The organism is Vreelandella sp. F11, from assembly GCF_042466685.1.
Lineage (GTDB): Bacteria > Pseudomonadota > Gammaproteobacteria > Pseudomonadales > Halomonadaceae > Vreelandella.
Map to the genome: position 1 here is coordinate 2,274,272 of NZ_CP170448.1, position 18,194 is coordinate 2,292,465.

The window sequence follows — 18,194 nt, forward strand, 5'->3', positions numbered from 1 at the left end:
CGCACAGCCGCCGCTCAACCGGCAGCTGTGCGTATTGATTCCCTTCAGGTTTAGGTTTTGTCTTACAAGTCGGCGAGCGCAGCCAGTTTTCAGACAGAGTCTAAGTGCTGTTATTTCAGCACATAGCAGGGCACATAGTGCTGGCCATCGAGTTTCATGCGCCCTTGGGCTACAAACGAGGTGAGTAGCTCGTCAAGGCGTTCCATGAGTTCGGGCTCTGCGGTGAGTACAAAGGGGCCATGGGCTTCAATGGCACGAATGCCAGCCTCTTTGACGTTACCCGCGACGATCCCCGAGAAAGCGCGGCGCAGATTGGCGGCGAGCTCGTGGGTGGGCTGCTGGCGGTGCAGCGCTAAGCCACGCATGGCGTCGTGAGTCGGCTCAAAGGTTGCCTGGAAATCGCGTGCAATGGTCAATCGCCAGTTGTAGTAAAACGCATCCTGATGGGTGCGCCGGAATTCAGCGATCTCATCGATACCATGGCGCATGGCGCGCGCAACCGAGACCGGGTCGCCGGTAATGATGGTGTAGTAACGGCGGATATCCTCACCCAGGGTATAAACGAGAAACTCATCAATTTTCTGAAAGTAGGCCGCAGAATCGGCGGGGCCGGTGAAAATTAACGGAAAAGGAATCTCTTTGTTACTGGGGTGCAGGAGGATGCCCAGCAGGTAAAGAATCTCTTCTGCAGTACCTACCCCGCCAGGGAAAACGATAATGCCATGGCCTAGGCGAACAAAGGCTTCTAGGCGTTTTTCAATATCTGGCATCACCACCAGTTCATTGACGATGGGGTTGGGCGCTTCGGCTGCGATAATGCCCGGCTCTGAAATGCCTAAATAGCGGCCCTCTTTGCGCCGCTGTTTGGCATGGGCCACGTTGGCGCCTTTCATGGGGCCTTTCATAGCCCCAGGGCCACAGCCGGTACAAATATCTAAATCGCGCAGGCCTAAGTGGTAGCCCACATCTTTGGTATATTCATACTCTTCCCGGGAGATAGAGTGACCGCCCCAGCACACCACCAGGCTAGGGTCACGGCCGGGTTTTAGCGTGCCCGCTTTGCGCAGAATATGGAAAACCGCATTGGTGGTGCCTTCACCCGTACTAAGGTCAAACCGATTATGGTGCTGAATCTCGTTGTAGACGTAAACAATATCGCGAATGATCGAGGATAAATGCTCGCGGATGCCGCGGATCATGCGGCCATCAACAAAGGCTTCGGCAGGAGCGTTAGTGAGCTTTAAGCGAATCCCGCGGTCTTGCTGCAGCACTTCAATATCGAAATCTTTATAGGCTTCTAAAATCGCCAGGCTGTCATCGGTGGGGTTACCGCAATTGAGCACTGCCAATGCACAGCGCCGAAGTAGATCGTGTAGACCGCTTTGAGACGTTTTATGAAGTCGGTTGACTTCATGCTGAGAGAGGACTTCGAGGCTTCCTTCGGGGGAAATAATGCTGGAAAGGGTGGCGCGAGGTTGAGCGTTTTCGGTCATTAGCGGGGCTGTCCCTAATCGTTTGATGTCTCTTGGCATACTACCACGCCCAAGCGGCGGGTACAGCGCAGCAGCTGGCCCGCGTGGCTGTGCTATTATGAAGCATATTTTACAGAACGGCGGCAATAGCGCTTTTGTTTACTGAGTTTAATTACTCACTAAACGATTGCCTAAAGCGTGTTCTCATAGAGAGCGGCTAAAGACCGTTACCCAAGACCATGGCGCTTTACTATGTTCAATGCCCACTATTTTCGTACCTTTATTACGCTTGTTGAAACAGGCAGCTTTACCCGTACAGCGCAACGTTTAGAGATGACCCAGCCGGGTGTAAGCCAGCATGTTCGCAAGTTAGAAGATTATTTAAATAAAGCGCTGTTAGAGCGTAAAGGGCGTAGCTTTACACTAACCGAATCGGGGCGACGTGCTTACGATTACGCATTAAAGTTATTTGCTGAGCATGAGCAGTTCCGGCACGGGCTGGACGATGACTCTTTAGATAGCGGTGACTGCCGCATTGCCTCGCCGGGTAGCGTTGGGCTGATGTTCTATCCGTATATATTGGGGCAGCAGCAAATGCACCCCAATTTAACGGTCAACTATAGCTTTGCGTTCAACCACGAAATCGTCAACGACCTGCTCGAAGGGCGTTATGATATTGGGATAGTTACCGAGGCAATGCGTCACCCTGAGCTTAATTGCAGCATTTGGCATGAAGAGCCGCTCTGCTTAGTGGTGCCTGCTGATTTTGCGGGCAGCACGCTGTCAGATTTAATGGGCATCGGTTTTCTCAACTATTACGATGGCATTAATCACGCCAATGCGCTTCTGCGCGCCAATTACCCCGACGAGTTCCGCTCGATGACCCATTTCCGCCATCAAGGCTTTACCAATGAAGTCAGTATGGTGCTGGATGCGGTGGCCAGGGGCTTAGGTTTTACAGTGGTGTCGCGTCTGGTTCTGGAAACATCGCCTTGGCAACGCCAGGTAAAAGCGTTGAACCTGCCCAATGCGGTCAATGAAGTGCTCTATTTGCTGCGCCGGCGCGACTCGGTGTTGCCCAAGCGTTACGAAAAGCTGTTAGACGGTTTTCACGCTCAGCGCCTGCAAGAAAAAACGCCCCTGGTGCTGGCTAATTGATAAGGCACCAAGGGCGTTCTCGTTACTTAAAGCGCTACTGCTTCACATCTTGTCAGCTATGCCGTTAGTTGCGGTACTCATCGATGCTGGGGCAGGAACAGATTAACTGACGGTCACCAAAAACGTTATCGACGCGGTTAACGGCGGGCCAGTATTTCGCGGCTTGAACAGCCGCGGTCGGGAAGGCAGCCAACTGGCGGTCATAAGGCCGCTGCCAGTCGCTATCCATCAGATCCGCCTGGGTATGCGGTGCATTGACCAGCGGATTATTATCCAGCGGCCATTCGCCGCTCTCCACTCGGGCAATCTCGTCACGAATGGCAATCATCGCATCGCAGAAGCGGTCGATTTCATACAGCGACTCTGACTCGGTCGGCTCGATCATCAGCGTGCCCGGCACCGGGAACGACATCGTCGGCGCGTGGAAGCCGTAATCCATCAGGCGTTTGGCGATATCCTCCTCGCTAATCCCAGAGGCCGCTTTAAGCGGACGAATATCGATAATGCATTCGTGGGCAACGGTGCCATTCTGGCCGCGGTAGAGAATCGGGAATGCCGCTTCCAAACGCTTGGCAATATAGTTGGCGTTTAGGATAGCTAGCTCGGTGGCTTCACGCAGCCCGCGCGCGCCCATCATCTTAATGTAGGCCCAGGAGATGGGGAGGATTGAGGCACTGCCGAACGCAGCTGCGGATACCGCGCCGCTATCCGCGTTAACGCCGTTGATCGGCGTTACTACGTGGTTGGAAACGTAGGGCGCCAGATGGGCTTTTACGCCGATAGGCCCCATGCCCGGGCCGCCGCCACCGTGGGGAATACAGAACGTTTTGTGCAGATTAAGGTGAGAAACATCGCCACCAAAATCGCCAGGGCGGGTTAACCCCACCTGGGCGTTCATATTGGCGCCATCGATATACACCTGACCGCCGTTGTCGTGAACGATCTTGCACGCTTCGCGCACGCTGGTTTCAAACACGCCGTGTGTGGAAGGGTAGGTCAACATAATGGCGGAGAGCTGGTCGCGATGCTGCTCGGCTTTAGCGCGTAGATCTGCCATATCGATGTTGCCGTTCTGATCGCACTCGACCACCACTACTTTCATCTGCACCATGGCTGCCGAGGCCGGGTTGGTGCCGTGGGCGGAGCTTGGGATCAAGCAGATATCGCGATGACCCTCACCCTGGGCTGCCTGATAGCGACGAATCGCCACTAGGCCTGCGTATTCGCCCTGGGCGCCGGAGTTAGGCTGCATCGAGAGATGATCGTAACCGGTGACTTCGACCAGGAAGGCTGAGAGTTCGTCGATCATTTGATGATAGCCAGCCACCTGATCGCGAGGCGCGAAGGGGTGCAGATGCGCAAACGAGGGCCAGGAGACGGGTATCATTTCGCTGGTGGCGTTAAGCTTCATGGTGCAGGAGCCGAGCGGGATCATTGCATGAGCAAGCGACAGATCCTTGTTCTCCAGACGCTTCAAGTAGCGCAGCATTTCGGTTTCGCTACGGTAGCGGCTAAAGGTGGGATGGCCCAAGAAGTCGCTTTCGCGCTGGCAGGCAGCGGGAATGCCTGTAGCGCCGTTAGCCACTACCTGCTCGTCCAAAACAGCTACGGCAAGACCGTGCTCGTCACCCAGCAGTACGTCAAATAGCGTTGCTACGTCGCGGGCGGTGGTGGTTTCATCCAGGCTTATGCCTACATCGCCATTGCCGAAGTAGTTCAAGTTAATGTCGTGGGTCATGGCACGACCATGGATCTTGCCAGCGTCAATGCCGGTCAAACGCAGCGTATCGAACCAACTGTCATGAGCGAGCGTTATGCCTGCCTGCTTAAGGCCTTCGGCGAGCAGGGTTGTCAGGCGGTGAACACGACCGGCAATTTTGCGCAGCCCTTCAGCGCCGTGATAAGTGGCGTAAAAACCTGCAATGTTGGCCAGCAGCGCCTGGGCAGTGCAGATGTTCGAGGTCGCTTTCTCGCGGCGGATATGCTGCTCGCGGGTCTGCATCGCCATGCGCAGGGCGGTGTTGCCGCGGCTATCTTTTGACACACCGATAATTCGCCCAGGGATCGAGCGCTTGAGTTTATCGGAAGTCGCGAAGAACGCCGCATGGGGGCCGCCAAAACCCATAGGAACGCCAAAGCGTTGGGAGTTGCCAATCACAATGTCCGCACCCAACTGGCCGGGCTCTTTAAGCAGCACCAGACTCAAAAGGTCGCTGGCCACGCAGGTCATGATGTTGCGCTCAGCCGCTGCGCTTAATAGCGGAGCCAGATCGCGCACTTCACCACTGGCGGAAGGGTACTGGACAAGAGCCCCAAACACATCGTAGCTGGCGATCTCTTCAGCGGGCCCGGTGATCAATTCAAAACCAAAGAACTCGGCGCGAGTTTTGACCACGTCTAGCGTTTGCGGGAAAACGTCATCGGCGACGAAAAAAGCGTTGGATTTGCTTCTCTTGTTGCCACGCTTACACAGCGCCATGGCTTCGGCGGCGGCGGTGGCTTCGTCGAGGAGCGACGCATTGGCCAGCTCCATTCCGGTTAAATCCATGACTACTTGCTGGAAGTTAAGCAGGCCTTCCAAACGGCCTTGAGAAATCTCCGGCTGGTAGGGTGTATAGGCGGTGTACCAGCCTGGGTTTTCCAATACGTTACGTTGAATCACCGCGGGCATATGAGTGCCGTAATAGCCCTGGCCAATATAGCTTTTCGCCACGCGGTTTTGCCGCGCTAGCTGGGCTAAGTACTCTAGCGCCTCTGCTTCGCTGCGCGGTTCTTCAAGCGCAAGCTCGCGGTCAAGACGAATATCGCTCGGCACGGTCTGTTCAATCAGATCTTCCATGTGCTGCATGTTGAACGCTTTTAACATGGTGGCCACGTCATCTTGACTTGGACCATTATGACGTTTGATAAAAGCATCGTGATCGGCCAGCTCGGCCAGACGGCGTGTTTCAAGAGACATGAAGAAGATTCCGGACGTTAAGAGAGAACCGTGCAGGGCATAAAACTAAGAGCCCACCAAAAGTGCAGGCTCTTAATTGATTCAACTACCGCGTTAGTCGTCGGCGCTTAGCGTTGCTTGATAGGCATCTGCATCGAGCAGGCCATCGAGTGAGTCGCTATCTAGACGCACTTTCATAATCCAGCCGCCTTCGTAAGGCGATTCATTGACTGTCTCCGGGGCGTCTTCCAGGGCGTCATTGACTTCGATGACTTCGCCAACCACCGGCGAGTAGAGGTCAGAAGCGGCTTTGACCGATTCGATAACGCCAAACTCTTGGCCTTTGCTCAGCGCTGCTCCCACTTCGGGCAGTTCGACAAACACGACATCACCTAACGCCTGCTGGGCGTGATCAGTAATGCCCACGGTCACGGTGCCGTCTTGATTATCAAGCACCCACTCGTGGCTTTCAGCGTAACGGAGATTGGCAGGAAGATTGCTCATGATGTTTTCCTATATGAAACAGTTTCTGGGCCCGAGCATACTAGCGTTTGTCGCTCGCCTTGGCGAATAGTGGCTAGGGCGGGTCGAGCGAATAAACCAGCATGTTAACGTGTTTCCAATCGGAAACAAATTTCTTCGTTGCTCCATGGCGTGCTTGGTAGCGTTAGCTGACCAGTTACTTTTTCGCCTGGGTCACAAGTCGGATTATGAAAAAAGCGGTATCCTCTATGCACAAGCGACATCACCCTAGATGCTTGCTAAGTTTATGGTGTAAAACGTTTACATCCTATGCTAACCAGCCATAGCGACGTCGCAAATAACTACTATATGGTAGCCAATCAACAATACACACCACCATTGCATACCAACAAAGCGAGGAAATGAACATGGAAGCATTAACTAGCCTCTTAGGGGCAATCAACGGCGTGGTCTGGGGGCCCGTCATGTTGATTCTGCTGCTCGGTGTGGGGATTTATCTGCAGCTTGGCTTGAAACTGATGCCGATTAGAAAGCTAGGCATGGGTTTCAAGTTAATGTGGGCCGGGCGTGATGCAAAGCCTGGGGTGGGTAAAGCAGCGCCTGCCAAAGAGGGTGATGAAGGGGAAATATCGCCTTTTGATGCCTTGATGACCGCACTTTCTGCGACCATCGGCACCGGTAATATTGCCGGTGTTGCCACGGCCATCGCATTAGGTGGACCTGGCGCGGTGTTTTGGATGTGGATTACCGCACTGGTGGGGATGGCCACTAAGTTTTCCGAAGCGGTGCTGGCCGTGCGTTATCGTGAAACTGACAGTACCGGTTACCACGTGGGCGGGCCGATGTTTTACATCAAGAATGGCCTGGGTAAAAAATGGCTATGGTTAGGCGGCTTATTCTCGTTTTTTGGCGCTGTCGCTGCCTTCGGCATCGGCAATACGGTTCAGTCCAACTCGGTAGCTGATGCTATGGACGCCACCTTCGGTGTGCCGCACTGGCTCACAGGTGTGGTCATTATGGTACTGGCTGGCGCGGTGATTCTGGGCGGTATCAAGCGTATCGCTAAAGTGGCGGGCAAGTTGGTGCCGGTTATGGGTATTGCCTATGTGATCGCTGGCTTGTTGGTATTGATCGTTAATGCGGGGCAGATTGGTGAAGCCTTTGGGTTGATCTTCTACTACGCCTTTAACCCCATGGCGGCTGCAGGCGGTTTCGCGGGTGCCGCCGTCATGGCGGCGATTCGTTTTGGTGTAGCGCGCGGTATCTTCTCCAACGAAGCGGGTTTGGGTAGTGCGCCTATTGCACACGCAGCGGCCAAAACCAAGAACCCGGTACGCCAGGGCTTAATCGCAATGCTGGGTACCTTTATCGATACCATTATTGTGTGCACGATTACCGCGCTGGTGATTTTGACCTCGACGGTTTGGCAAGAAGGTGAAGCGGGGGCGTCGCTGACCGCGCTCTCGTTTGATGCGGCACTGCCTGGCTTTGGTAATCAGATCGTTGCTGTTGCCTTGGCGGTTTTCGCCTTTACCACCATCCTGGGCTGGTCATTTTACGGTGAGAAGTGCTGCCAGTTCCTGTTTGGCACGCGCTCAATTATGCTCTATCGGGTGCTGTTTGTACTGGCCATCCCCCTGGGTGCTATCGCTCAGCTGGGCTTTATCTGGCTCATGGCGGATACCTTCAACGCTATGATGGCGATCCCGAACCTGATTGCCTTGGCACTGCTTTCGCCGGTAGTCTTTAAACTAACCAAGGACTATTTCGACGGCAAAGACGTCTTGCCGGGTGAAGAGCTGGATCACGACCAATAGTATCCGTAGCGCGTTAAAAGGCGCTGTAGGTGAAGACAAAACGTGAATGACAGTAGAGTCGGGAAGACACTTAAGCAGTGGCTTCCCGTCTCTTTTTTAAGTAAAGCATTTATAAGTGAATAATTTTTTAAGTGAGGAAAGCCCCCATGTCCGAATTAAAACAAACGCCGCTTCATGCGCTACATCTCAAGCTAGGCGCCAAAATGGTGCCGTTTGCTGGCTATGATATGCCGGTCCAATATCCGCTGGGGGTCAAAAAAGAGCATGAGCACACCCGTCAAAAGTGTGGACTGTTTGATGTCTCCCATATGGGGCAGATTAGTGTTTCTGGAGACAACGTGGCCAAAGCGCTGGAAACCCTGATACCTGCTGACTTAGTGGGCCTGGAAAAGGGCGCCCAGCGTTACGGGCTTTTCACCAATCCCGAAGGTGGCATTATTGATGACCTGATGGTGGTCAATGCAGGCGATCACTTCTATTTGGTAGTGAACGCCGCTTGTAAAGATCAGGATTTGGCGCACCTGCGGCTTAATTTGGCCTCAACGCATACGATTGAACCTTTGGATCGTGGCCTACTGGCGCTGCAGGGCCCCCAGGCGAGGGACGTGATGCAGCGACTTTGCCCTGAAGCCTGCGAGCTGGTGTTTATGCAGCATGCCCGCTTCACCATTGCCGGGCAGGAGGTATGGGTGAGCCGCAGCGGCTATACCGGCGAAGATGGTTTTGAGATATCCGTCGCCGCCGATGCCTGTGAAGCGTTTGCCGAGCGGTTACTGGCCGAGCCCGAAGTCGAGGCGATTGGCCTGGGGGCGCGTGACTCGCTGCGCTTGGAAGCGGGTTTATGCCTATACGGACACGATATGGATGAGCAAACCACGCCGGTGGAAGCGGGGCTGATTTGGGCAATTGGTAAGCCGCGTCGCCGTGATGGTGATCGGCCAGGCGGTTTTCCAGGGGCAGACGTGATTCTTCATCAGGTCGATGCCAAGGATCACACCCGCAAGCGCGTTGGGCTATTGGCTGAAGGCCGTGCGCCGGTTCGCGAGGGCGCGCCTCTGGTGGATGTGGCGGGCAACGAAATAGGCAGCGTAACCTCCGGCAGCTTTGGCCCAAGTGTCGGTAAGCCGGTGGCGATGGGGTATGTCAGTCGCGAACTGGAAGCGCCGCAAAGTGCCGTGTTCGCGGTAGTTCGCGGTAAGCAGCTACCCATGGTGGTGACCCCCATGCCGTTTGTAAAACCGGGCTACTACCGGGGTTAAGGGGATACCCACTGTCACGCGGCCCCCGCTTATGTGGGGGCCGCTGCTTTATTAAAGACAGTATGAGCGGTTGCTTTAGCGCAGTACCTGCTTGGGATCAATGGGCTTGCCATCTTGGCGCAGATCAAAGAGCAGATCATAGCGCTGGGTGGCACTGCTTTGACCTACCTCGCAGAGCGGATCCCCGGTGCTCACCTGCTTGCCTACCTCGACCAAAATCCGCTCGCAAAGGGCGTACACGGTCTGCAGATTGTCGGCATGGTGCACAATCACTACTTCACCCAGCTGACGCATTCCATCGGCAAAGCGCACTTCGCCCGGGGCGACGGATTTAGCCTGGGCACCGGCCTGAGTAGCGAGCAGCATGGGCTGAAGAGTGCCACGGCTGTCGGGCCCGAAACGACGAACCACGCGATAATCATCCAAGGGCCAAGGCCAGCGCCTCGCTGAAGAGGGCAGTGCCTGACTGGGCGGGCTGCTAGTGGGAACCGCGGCAGGCTTGTTAGCGCTTGATGATTCGCTGCTACTCGCCGTACGTTGTGATGCGCTTCGCGGCGCCGAACCGCTAAGGGGTAGGCTGACAATTTGCCCTATTCTCAAGCTGGTGGGGGAGGCGCTAGGGTTGGCGCTCTGGATGCGGCCACTCGTCGTGCCAAAGTGTCGGGCGATACTCGAGAACGTATCGCCAGGACGGATTTGGTAGCGGTAAGGGCCGCCGGAGGGTGCCCGCTCTTGTTGAGTGGGAATGAGCAGGCGCTGGCCAATTTCCAGGCGGCGAGCATTAACACCAGGGTTAAAACGCTCCAAGCGTTCCAGCGGCACGTTAGCTCGGGCCGCCAGTTTACCCAGTGTATCGCCACGCTGCACTTGCACCCAGTCACCGCTGATCTGGCTGGCGCTGGGAGCAGCCGCTCGCTGGGATGATGATGGAGGAGCGCTGGAGCAACCGGTGAGTAGCCCCGCTAACAGCCAAGCAGTGAGCCAGCCAGCTAGTCGTGATCGGTTCGGCTGTCCAGCATGCCATCTTTTTCCAACCAGAGTGCATTGATCCATGTGTGGAAGCGTTCCTTATGCTGCTTTTCTTCGTGGTTTTCTGATGCGTACATCCACTCAGGAATGCTGAGTTGCCGCGCCTGCAGTGTGACGGGCGCTTCCTTGCCGCATAAAAAGCCCCAAAATGTCGGCGAGGGGTTGGCGTAGCTGATCGTCACATCCAGGATACCATCCAATTGGTTACCTAGCAGACTAAGTACCTGGGCAATGCCGCCCGCTTTGGGGCGCAATAAATGGCGGTAGGGACTCTGCTGGGCATCGCGTTTAGCAACCGAGAAGCGGGTGCCTTCGACAAAATTAAAAATGGCAATGGGTGAGAGGCGCGCCTGCTGGCACATCCGCTCGGTAGCGGCACGGTCAATGGTGGCCAGCTTTGGATTTTTGGCAATCTGTTCGCGACTAAAGCGGCGCATAAAAGGAAATTCCAGTGCCCAAAAAGCCAGCCCCACAATGGGGATCCAGATTAATTGGCGCTTTAGGAAAAAGCGTGGCATGGGGATACGCCGATGCAACGCCATTAGCAGCATAAAGATATCCGTCCAACTGCGGTGGTTGGAAATGACCAGCCACCACTGCTGCGGGCTCAAATGGTCGGGGACGCTGGCGTGTAGCACCGGCTTGAGCCAGTGACGCATCCACCAGAGATTAACGCCTATCCAGTTGAGCGCGACACCATTCAGCCCCCGCAGCACCAACTGTCTGAGCCGTTGCCCTGGGGCAATGACTTTAAGTAGTGTCAGCAGAATGAGAGGTACGCCCCAGAACAGCGTGTTGAGCGTTAGCAGCAGTGCGCTAACCAGCCCCTTAAAAATAGGCATACCGCGTTTCCTTACCGTCAAACCCATAGCGTAATACTGAATGCTAAATGATCCTAGCCACCCTGCCCAGCAGAAACCCTGTGTATCTCATCAACTTAGTCTGGTGTTAGTCGGGAGAGTGAGGGCGCTTGAACGGTATCAAGCAGTACGGTGCGCAGTGCATGGGCAGCGACAGAGAGCTCCTGGTGGGTCAGGATGCCGACCCGACAGGAGATAGCAGGCGCCGTTAGCGGTATGCAGCGGGCGCCCACTTCATGCATTTGGCGAATGCACATGGAAGGCACCGCGCTGACGCCCAGCCCGTCGGCTACCATTCTACCCACGGTGGAGAGCTGGTGGCTCTCAAAGGCCACCGTTAGCGCCATATGCTGCTTACCCAGTTCCTGTTCCAGTAAGCGTCGCACCATGGAGGGGCGCTGAAGCGTAATGAAGTCCATGTCGAGCAGTGCTGACCAGGCGAGCTGGGAAGAGTGGGTTAACGGAGAGTCAGGCGGTACAACCGCCACAAAATGGTCTTCAAACAGCGGCGTAAACAGCAGGCTGCCAGTGCCCTCGGGCGAAAAAGCGATCCCCATCTCTACCTGTCGGGAGCGCACCATGGCGGTGACCTCCTCATTGATGACATCGTGCACGGTAATGTTGATTTTGGGGTACTGTTGGCGAAATTTAACCAGCGCCGCCGGGAGTAAGTTACCGGCAAAAGCGGGCATTGCCGCCACGCTGAGACGCCCCAGTTGGAGGGTGAAGCGCTGGCGCAAACGCTCCTCGGTATTGTCCCACTGGGCCAGCAGATGTTTGGCTAGCGGTAGCAGTGACTCGCCTTCAGGGGTTAGTCTGACGCTACGGGTGCTGCGAATCAGCAGTTTGCCACCCAGGGACTCCTCCAGGCCTTTAATCGCCAGACTTAACGCCGGTTGGGATAGGTGCAGGCGCTCGCAGGCTTGGGTAAAGCTGAGGGATTGGGCGACCGCCAGAAAGGCGCGTAGCTGTTTGACGGTCATTAACGGGCCTTTTATAAGTTTAAAAAATAAATTGATAAGAAAAACAAACTTAACAAATATATCATCTCGCTCAACACTGGGGCTATCTTTAGCGTTAGTTCGCGTATGTTGGGCAGTACTCATCTACGCTAATAGTGATCATCAACAACAATGTGAGGCACAACAATGGCAGGATTCGATAAGCGTGTAGCTTCCTACGAAGAGGCAATGGAAGGCATCGAGAGCGGTATGACCGTCATCGCCGGTGGCTTCGGGCTCTGCGGCATCCCTGAAAACCTGATCGCCGAGATCAAGCGCCGCGGCGTTAATGATCTTACCGTAGTGTCCAATAACTGCGGTGTCGATGGTTTTGGCTTGGGAATACTGCTTGAAGATCGTCAAATCAGTAAGATTCTGGCCTCTTACGTAGGTGAAAATGCCCTGTTTGAGAAGCAGATGCTCAACGATGAAATTGAGGTGGTATTAACGCCTCAAGGTACCTTGGCGGAAAAAATGCGCGCAGGTGGCGCTGGCATTCCCGCTTTTTACACTGCCACCGGCTACGGCACCCCGATTGGTGAGGGTAAAGAGGTTCGCGAATTTAATGGGCGACACTGTATTTTAGAAGAAGCCATCGTAGGCGACTTTGCTATTGTGAAAGGCTGGAAGGCGGATCGCTATGGCAACGTGATGTATCGCCATACGGCGCAAAATTTTAACCCCATGGCCGCCACAGCAGGAAAAATTACCGTGGTGGAAGTTGAAGAGATCGTTGAGCCGGGTGAGCTTGAACCTAGCCAGATCCACACGCCAGGTATCTATGTGGATCGGATTATTCTAGGCACGTTTGAGAAGCGGATAGAGAAACGCACGGTGCGCAGTTAATCCGTCACGGCTTCAAACTTAGTCAGTTTCAAACGCCGTCGGCTTCAAACGTCGTAACACTCGCTTCTTATTAAACGATTCAGCAAGAGGAAACTACCATGGCTTTAACGCGCGAACAGATGGCTCAACGTGTCGCCCAAGAACTTCAAGATGGTTTTTACGTCAACCTGGGCATTGGTATTCCCACCCTGGTCGCCAACTACATCCCGGATGGCATCGACGTTATGCTGCAATCCGAAAACGGACTGTTGGGGATGGGCCGCTACCCCACCGAAGACGAACTTGATGCCGATATGATCAATGCAGGCAAAGAGACGGTGACAGTTCGACCAGGCGCGGCGATTTTTTCATCCGCAGAATCGTTTGCGATGATTCGTGGCGGCCACGTGGATCTGACCGTGTTGGGGGCTTTTGAAGTGGATCAGCAGGGCAACATCGCTTCCTGGATGATTCCTGGCAAGCTGATTAAAGGCATGGGCGGTGCCATGGATCTCGTCGCCGGTGCCGAAAACATCATTTGTACGATGACCCACGCCTCTAAGCATGGCGAATCTAAGCTACTGGAAAAATGCGAACTGCCGCTAACTGGCGCAGGCTGCATTAACCGTGTGTTGACGGATCTTGCCTATCTTGAAATCCAAGATGGCGCCTTTATTCTCAAGGAGCGCGCACCAGGCGTAAGCGTTGAGGAGATCGTCGAGAAAACGGCGGGCAAGCTAATTGTGCCTGACCATGTTCCCGAGATGACGTTTGACGCCGAGTAACCACCACTACCCGTGAAGACGCTAGTGCTTATGCCGCTAGCGTCTCACGCCATCTCACAGCGTGTATGGTGGGGTAGCAGAACCTCAGCAATTCGCTCGTGGTTATCTTCAACATGCTTTTGCACGAGCGCCAGCCCCCCCAGGCAGAGGCGATGCTCATCGCCATCGGCGAAAACTGCTTTCTGCGGTGTGGTGGGATAGAAGCGGTGATCCAGCAGTGATGACACTGTAAAAACGCCGTTCTGCTGCCCCTGAAGACTTGGCATGCCCACTTCGTTGAGGCGTTGATTCAGCGTCTCCAAGGGATCCCCAAGCTGCCCGCAATCAAAGCCAGCATGATGCAGTCGGGGACCCATCACCGCTATCCAGGCAGCTAATGGGTGCGCTTGCTGCAGCTGTTGATAAAGCGACCAGCTTGGCATTGGCCAAGGGCGGCCACGGCAGAGTAAGTTATGGCCCTTGCAGTCCTGAGGATGCGATTGTTGCACCAACCCTTCAATGGCTTCCCGTGGCGCCTTGGAGAGTGTGCCTATTTGCAGCTCCGCTAGCACCAGCCAACTGCTGCCATCGCTGGGTGCGAGCAGTTGCACCAGTAGTCCTTTATCGGCCATGGCGTAGTGGCCCATCCGGCGATAGCCCATATGGGCCAAGTTGCCAGTCAGTGCGGCAGCGGTAAAAGGGCCGTAATTGAGTGTGACGAGCGTTAAATATTCGGCCGTGGTTGATAATGGCCACAGTCTAAGCGCACCGATATCGGGATGGGTATGTACATAGTCTAGCCACAGCTGCTGAACAAACTCCTGACGCTGCATGGTGAACTCCTTGCCTAAAGTGGCACACCTAGCGTGAGCCATTAAATAACTGCTCAGTATAGGCAAGCGAGGTAAGCAAGGGTTCAACGCGTATTAACGAGCGGTTAAACGGCAAGCAGTTGCTGGTCGCGAACAAACTGATCAAATTCAGTAAAGCCGCCCACATGGGCTTGATCGACAAACACCTGCGGAACGGTGTGAATGGGTTTGCCTGCCGTTTTGGCAATATCTTCTTTCGTTACCCCTTCGGAAGGCATATCTACATAGCGATAGCCCTCAATTTTACCGACTTTTTCCAAGTGTTCGGCAAGCTGTTTAGCGCGCACACAGAAAGGGCATGACATCCGACCAAAAATAACCACAAACATAGCGGGTACTCCTTTACGATAAGCAGAATAAGTAACCAAGTGGGCAGTCACTGAAGGGTAAATAGCCGTTGGCTGAGCGATAAATTCGCGCCTATTGTGGCTGACCGGAGCTTGTTTCGCCAATAGCAGCTCGCTACACGAACCATTAATGCCCGTTATTATCTGGGGAAACGATTAAGCCTATGCAAACGCTTACCGCTGACGAATACGCTCTCCTTGCTGAACTGGCAAAGACGTACCGAGATGCGCACTTGCCGTCAATGAAACAGAAAAGTGACTGGAACCCGCGTTTAGGGGTTGATGCGCTATGCTTTCAGTATTACGGCGCTGAGCACCTGGTGGGTGCGTTGATTACGCCTTGTGAACTTTGGTTGGTCGGCGTGCCCCAACCCGCTCTGTGGGCTGAGTCCATGGCGGAGACGTTGACGCTCTCATTGCCCTCAGGGGGTTATCAGCTATCCCGTGAGCGTTTACCTGGCGGCTACCCACTCTATAAGCGCGCCATTTTGGGTGATTTAAGCGAGCTGGAGAGCATGCAGGAGGCCGCGAGGCTGGCGCAGCAAATGATGGCGCGTTTAATGCAACCCGCTGAAGTCTCCAACGCCTAGCCCAACGCCTAGATAGCTATACTGACAAGGATGCTACAAGCAGGACTTTCAATAGAACTCCCATCCACGTAGTGAAAAGGAAATTGCCTATGACTTCCCAAGCCGTTACAACGCCGCGAGTTGCGCTGGTCACCGGTACCAGCAGCGGGATCGGTGCCGCAGTGGTTAAGCACTTTTGTGAGTTAGGCCATCAAGTGCTTGCCGTTGATTTTAATCCAGCGGGGAAGGCGGTCGCTGAACAAGCCGGCGCAGCCTTCTTTGAAGCGGATCTAACCGATCCTGATGCCTGCCGGGCGGCGGTGGCCGATGCGGTTAAGCGTTTTGGCGGTGTGGATATACTGGTCAATAACGCTGGGATTCAGCACGTTGCCTCGATTGAGACCTTCCCCGAGGAGAAGTGGCGTCAGATTATGGACCTGATGCTAACGGCGCCTTTCTTGCTCACACAGGCGGCTTGGCCGCATATGCGGGAAAAGGGCTGGGGACGCATTGTGAACGTAGCCTCGATACACGCTCAGGTGGCTTCGCCAGGAAAAGCGGCGTATATCAGCGCCAAACACGGCATGATTGGTTTGACCAAAACGGCGGCGCTGGAGGGCGGTGAACAGGGCATCACTGCGAATGCGGTATGTCCTGCCTATGTCAAAACCCCGCTGGTGGACAATCAGATCGCCGACCAGGCTAAATTGCACGGTATGGATGAGCAGGAGGTGATCGAAAAAGTCATGCTTAAACAGGCCGCCATCAAGCGCTTGATAGAGCCTGAAGAGGTGGCGCAGTTAGTCGCTTACCTGGCATCTGACGCCGCCGGTGCCGTGACTGGATCGAGCTTTAATATTGATCTTGGTTGGACGGCGCATTAATTAATCAGTTTGGCCCCGCCAGTGACCTTGTGTGGTTGGCGGGGTGATTTGTTGCAGGCTTTAACGACGCACCGGGCGTTTTTGTAATTTCCGCTGCAAGGTGCGGCGGTGCATACCCAGCGCCCGTGCGGTGGCGGATATATTGCCATCGTGCTCCTGCAGCACTTTCTGAATATGCTCCCAGGTGATGCGGTTAATCGAGGGGGGATTGTCAGCCAGTTCAATATCCGGGTCGCCAGCTTGGCGCTCGAAAGCGATTAAAACGTCATCAGCATCCACCGGCTTACATAAGTAATTAACCGCGCCGAGTTTCATTGCCTCCACGGCTGTGGCAATACTCGAGTAGCCGGTTAGCACCACAATACGACACTGAGGGATGGTGGCAAGTAGCTCGGGAAGCAGTTTTAAACCTGAGCTGTTTTCCAGCTTTAAATCAAGGGTCGCCATGGTAGGCGCATGCTGTGCGGCCATGGCCAGGGCCTGCTCTGCGTCGTGGGCGACGATGACATCGTAACCTCGGCGGGTTAGGGCACGATTCAGCACATGGCAAAACATTTCATCGTCATCAATGATCAGCAGGCGTTGCTCTCGCGTTTGCATGTTGTCCTCAATCCATTACTGGCGGTGCTTGGGGCGGTCGCGTTTAGTTGGGCGCCGCGCAGCGAGGCAGCGTAACTTCCGTTAGCGTGCCCCCTTCCGGGTGATTATACAGACTTACGCCGCCACCAAAGCGATTGATGGTGGCATGGGTTAAAAACAGACCGATGCCCATGCCCTTGCTTTTGGTCGAAATAAATGTCTCCCCCAGCTGGTCGGCAATCGACATGGCGACACCTGGGCCATGGTCGCGTATATCAATCACCACGCTCTCACTCTGCCAGTCTAAGCGTATGGCAATGTGTTCAGGGTTCGCGTCAGCGGCGTTATTGAGCAAATTGGTTAACGCCTGGTCGAGGGTGGCATCGACGGCCAGCCAAGGCCTGCCGCGTTTCTCGGCTACATCGAATTGATGGCTCACATCCGGACGAAGCACCAGCCAGCGCTGTACAACCCCCGCTAACCACACTTCCGCATCCAGCACTTCGGGTTCCGCCATGCGCCGACGGTCCGCGTTAGAGACTAAATTTTGCAGACGTGATTTGCATACGTCTACCTGCTGACGAAGTAAATTGATGTCTTGATCGAGCGCCGAGTCGGCGGGGGTGTCGGCCTGCATCTCTTTGAGGAGAACTGCCATGGTAGAGAGTGGGGTACCCAGCTCATGGGCAGTGCCCGCCGCTTGGGTGGCGACCGCCAATACCTGCTCATTACGTAAGGCGGCTTCCCGAGTACGTGAGAGTGCCTGGTCACGGCTCCGTAGTGCGTGGGCCATTTTATAAATAAAAAACGTCACCAGACCCGCCGAGAGGCCAAAGTTAAGCCACATACCCAATATGTGCAGACTCAAGGGGCTATCGCTATTGATATGGCCCAGTTGAGGGATCGGATAGTAGGAGAACATTAAAAAGGTATAGCCTGCCATGGAGCAGGCGGCGATGATCCAGGCGTGGCGCCAGGGTAGTGTGGCTGCGGCGATGGTGACCGGCACCAGGTAGTAGGTAATAAAAGGGTTAGTGGAGCCGCCCGAGAAGTAGAACAGTAGTGTTAAGCCAGTGATATCGGCGAGTAAGTGCAGTAAGTACTCTAGATGCGTCACTGCACGTGGGCGACCCAGGCGCCACCAGGTGGCGATATTGAGTACGCCCATGGAAATAACCACGCTCACCACAGCGGTTACCGGTAGATCGAAAGCCAGCAGCTCTACGCCCACCACAATCGCCAGTAAAAAACCGGTCCACGTGATGCCGCGGACAATAGTCAGTCGCACCAAATTGCGGTTGGGGGTCGAGAGCGGAAGGGGTAGTTCTGTCGGCATG

At 54.9% G+C, this 18,194-nt stretch carries 17 protein-coding genes; 7 read left to right on the forward strand and 10 right to left on the reverse strand.

Translation table 11 applies throughout. The features are described 5' to 3' along the window. Positions 1–110: 110 nt before the first annotated feature. The gene (gene ppnN, locus ACFIOZ_RS10315) at positions 111–1,493 is read right to left on the reverse strand and encodes a nucleotide 5'-monophosphate nucleosidase PpnN (protein ID WP_386083751.1); all 1,383 of its coding nucleotides are present in this window, start codon (positions 1,491–1,493) and stop codon (positions 111–113) included. A 231-nt stretch (positions 1,494–1,724) separates the two neighbouring features. Between ppnN and ACFIOZ_RS10320 the strand changes: the two genes are divergently transcribed. Beyond that, complete coding sequence (locus ACFIOZ_RS10320; RefSeq protein ID WP_386083753.1) at positions 1,725–2,630, forward strand: LysR family transcriptional regulator; 906 nt, start codon at positions 1,725–1,727, stop codon at positions 2,628–2,630. A gap of 64 nt (positions 2,631–2,694) precedes the next feature. On the opposite strand, the gene gcvP is transcribed toward ACFIOZ_RS10320, so the two are convergent. Together gcvP and gcvH are read right to left on the reverse strand one after the other, a co-directional pair. After that, entirely contained in the window at positions 2,695–5,589 is a 2,895-nt protein-coding gene (gene gcvP / locus ACFIOZ_RS10325) for an aminomethyl-transferring glycine dehydrogenase (RefSeq protein ID WP_386083754.1), read from the reverse strand. Positions 5,590–5,682: 93 nt separating this feature from the next. After that, positions 5,683–6,072 carry a glycine cleavage system protein GcvH gene (gene gcvH, locus ACFIOZ_RS10330; protein ID WP_386083756.1) on the reverse strand — a complete coding sequence of 130 codons (390 nt, stop codon included), beginning with the start codon at positions 6,070–6,072 and terminating at the stop codon, positions 5,683–5,685. Between the two features lie 386 nt (positions 6,073–6,458). Between gcvH and ACFIOZ_RS10335 the strand changes: the two genes are divergently transcribed. Together ACFIOZ_RS10335 and gcvT are read left to right on the forward strand one after the other, a co-directional pair. Continuing rightward, a complete protein-coding gene (locus ACFIOZ_RS10335; RefSeq protein WP_386083757.1) occupies positions 6,459–7,868 on the forward strand; it encodes an alanine/glycine:cation symporter family protein in 1,410 nt (469 codons plus the stop codon). A 146-nt stretch (positions 7,869–8,014) separates the two neighbouring features. Next, positions 8,015–9,127: a glycine cleavage system aminomethyltransferase GcvT gene (gene gcvT / locus ACFIOZ_RS10340; RefSeq protein ID WP_386083759.1), complete on the forward strand. Its 1,113-nt coding sequence runs from the start codon at positions 8,015–8,017 to the stop codon at positions 9,125–9,127. A gap of 75 nt (positions 9,128–9,202) precedes the next feature. On the opposite strand, the gene ACFIOZ_RS10345 is transcribed toward gcvT, so the two are convergent. From ACFIOZ_RS10345 to ACFIOZ_RS10355, 3 genes are all read right to left on the reverse strand, one after another. Continuing rightward, on the reverse strand, positions 9,203–10,000 hold the full coding sequence (locus tag ACFIOZ_RS10345) for a LysM peptidoglycan-binding domain-containing protein (protein ID WP_386084048.1): 798 nt from the start codon (positions 9,998–10,000) through the stop codon (positions 9,203–9,205). Between the two features lie 116 nt (positions 10,001–10,116). Next, a complete protein-coding gene (locus ACFIOZ_RS10350; RefSeq protein ID WP_386083761.1) occupies positions 10,117–10,998 on the reverse strand; it encodes an acyltransferase in 882 nt (293 codons plus the stop codon). 95 nt (positions 10,999–11,093) lie between these two features. Next, a complete protein-coding gene (locus tag ACFIOZ_RS10355; RefSeq protein ID WP_386083763.1) occupies positions 11,094–11,999 on the reverse strand; it encodes a LysR family transcriptional regulator in 906 nt (301 codons plus the stop codon). 165 nt (positions 12,000–12,164) lie between these two features. Between ACFIOZ_RS10355 and ACFIOZ_RS10360 the strand changes: the two genes are divergently transcribed. Together ACFIOZ_RS10360 and ACFIOZ_RS10365 are read left to right on the forward strand one after the other, a co-directional pair. Further along, the gene (locus tag ACFIOZ_RS10360; protein ID WP_386083765.1) at positions 12,165–12,863 is read left to right on the forward strand and encodes a CoA transferase subunit A; all 699 of its coding nucleotides are present in this window, start codon (positions 12,165–12,167) and stop codon (positions 12,861–12,863) included. Between the two features lie 98 nt (positions 12,864–12,961). Then, positions 12,962–13,627, forward strand: coding sequence for a CoA transferase subunit B (locus ACFIOZ_RS10365; RefSeq protein WP_386083767.1), 666 nt, complete (start codon positions 12,962–12,964; stop codon positions 13,625–13,627). A gap of 44 nt (positions 13,628–13,671) precedes the next feature. On the opposite strand, the gene ACFIOZ_RS10370 is transcribed toward ACFIOZ_RS10365, so the two are convergent. Together ACFIOZ_RS10370 and ACFIOZ_RS10375 are read right to left on the reverse strand one after the other, a co-directional pair. After that, the gene (locus tag ACFIOZ_RS10370) at positions 13,672–14,439 is read right to left on the reverse strand and encodes a DUF1338 domain-containing protein (protein ID WP_386083768.1); all 768 of its coding nucleotides are present in this window, start codon (positions 14,437–14,439) and stop codon (positions 13,672–13,674) included. 104 nt (positions 14,440–14,543) lie between these two features. Beyond that, positions 14,544–14,807: a GrxA family glutaredoxin gene (locus ACFIOZ_RS10375; RefSeq protein WP_035579179.1), complete on the reverse strand. Its 264-nt coding sequence runs from the start codon at positions 14,805–14,807 to the stop codon at positions 14,544–14,546. A 182-nt stretch (positions 14,808–14,989) separates the two neighbouring features. Here ACFIOZ_RS10375 and hybE point away from each other — a divergent pair, with 182 nt between their 5' ends. Next, complete coding sequence (gene hybE, locus ACFIOZ_RS10380) at positions 14,990–15,415, forward strand: [NiFe]-hydrogenase assembly chaperone HybE (RefSeq protein WP_386083770.1); 426 nt, start codon at positions 14,990–14,992, stop codon at positions 15,413–15,415. Positions 15,416–15,504: 89 nt separating this feature from the next. Beyond that, positions 15,505–16,278: a 3-hydroxybutyrate dehydrogenase gene (locus ACFIOZ_RS10385; protein WP_088701494.1), complete on the forward strand. Its 774-nt coding sequence runs from the start codon at positions 15,505–15,507 to the stop codon at positions 16,276–16,278. 60 nt (positions 16,279–16,338) lie between these two features. Here the strand turns inward: ACFIOZ_RS10385 and ACFIOZ_RS10390 are convergent, their stop codons facing one another. After that, the gene (locus ACFIOZ_RS10390; RefSeq protein ID WP_386083771.1) at positions 16,339–16,878 is read right to left on the reverse strand and encodes a response regulator transcription factor; all 540 of its coding nucleotides are present in this window, start codon (positions 16,876–16,878) and stop codon (positions 16,339–16,341) included. 43 nt (positions 16,879–16,921) lie between these two features. Further along, positions 16,922–18,193, reverse strand: a complete 1,272-nt coding sequence (locus ACFIOZ_RS10395) for an ATP-binding protein (protein ID WP_386083773.1) — start codon at positions 18,191–18,193, stop codon at positions 16,922–16,924. Position 18,194 lies beyond the last annotated feature (1 nt).

What these genes read in the sequence shown, in the direction of transcription:
- ppnN (WP_386083751.1), bottom strand. Translation starts at nt 1,493, where the DNA reads ATGACCGAAAACGCTCAACCTCGCGCCACCCTTTCCAGCATTATTTCC.
- ACFIOZ_RS10320 (WP_386083753.1), top strand. Translation starts at nt 1,725, where the DNA reads ATGTTCAATGCCCACTATTTTCGTACCTTTATTACGCTTGTTGAAACA.
- gcvP (WP_386083754.1), bottom strand. Translation starts at nt 5,589, where the DNA reads ATGTCTCTTGAAACACGCCGTCTGGCCGAGCTGGCCGATCACGATGCT.
- gcvH (WP_386083756.1), bottom strand. Translation starts at nt 6,072, where the DNA reads ATGAGCAATCTTCCTGCCAATCTCCGTTACGCTGAAAGCCACGAGTGG.
- ACFIOZ_RS10335 (WP_386083757.1), top strand. Translation starts at nt 6,459, where the DNA reads ATGGAAGCATTAACTAGCCTCTTAGGGGCAATCAACGGCGTGGTCTGG.
- gcvT (WP_386083759.1), top strand. Translation starts at nt 8,015, where the DNA reads ATGTCCGAATTAAAACAAACGCCGCTTCATGCGCTACATCTCAAGCTA.
- ACFIOZ_RS10350 (WP_386083761.1), bottom strand. Translation starts at nt 10,998, where the DNA reads ATGCCTATTTTTAAGGGGCTGGTTAGCGCACTGCTGCTAACGCTCAAC.
- ACFIOZ_RS10355 (WP_386083763.1), bottom strand. Translation starts at nt 11,999, where the DNA reads ATGACCGTCAAACAGCTACGCGCCTTTCTGGCGGTCGCCCAATCCCTC.
- ACFIOZ_RS10360 (WP_386083765.1), top strand. Translation starts at nt 12,165, where the DNA reads ATGGCAGGATTCGATAAGCGTGTAGCTTCCTACGAAGAGGCAATGGAA.
- ACFIOZ_RS10365 (WP_386083767.1), top strand. Translation starts at nt 12,962, where the DNA reads ATGGCTTTAACGCGCGAACAGATGGCTCAACGTGTCGCCCAAGAACTT.
- ACFIOZ_RS10370 (WP_386083768.1), bottom strand. Translation starts at nt 14,439, where the DNA reads ATGCAGCGTCAGGAGTTTGTTCAGCAGCTGTGGCTAGACTATGTACAT.
- ACFIOZ_RS10375 (WP_035579179.1), bottom strand. Translation starts at nt 14,807, where the DNA reads ATGTTTGTGGTTATTTTTGGTCGGATGTCATGCCCTTTCTGTGTGCGC.
- hybE (WP_386083770.1), top strand. Translation starts at nt 14,990, where the DNA reads ATGCAAACGCTTACCGCTGACGAATACGCTCTCCTTGCTGAACTGGCA.
- ACFIOZ_RS10385 (WP_088701494.1), top strand. Translation starts at nt 15,505, where the DNA reads ATGACTTCCCAAGCCGTTACAACGCCGCGAGTTGCGCTGGTCACCGGT.
- ACFIOZ_RS10390 (WP_386083771.1), bottom strand. Translation starts at nt 16,878, where the DNA reads ATGCAAACGCGAGAGCAACGCCTGCTGATCATTGATGACGATGAAATG.
- ACFIOZ_RS10395 (WP_386083773.1), bottom strand. Translation starts at nt 18,193, where the DNA reads ATGCCGACAGAACTACCCCTTCCGCTCTCGACCCCCAACCGCAATTTG.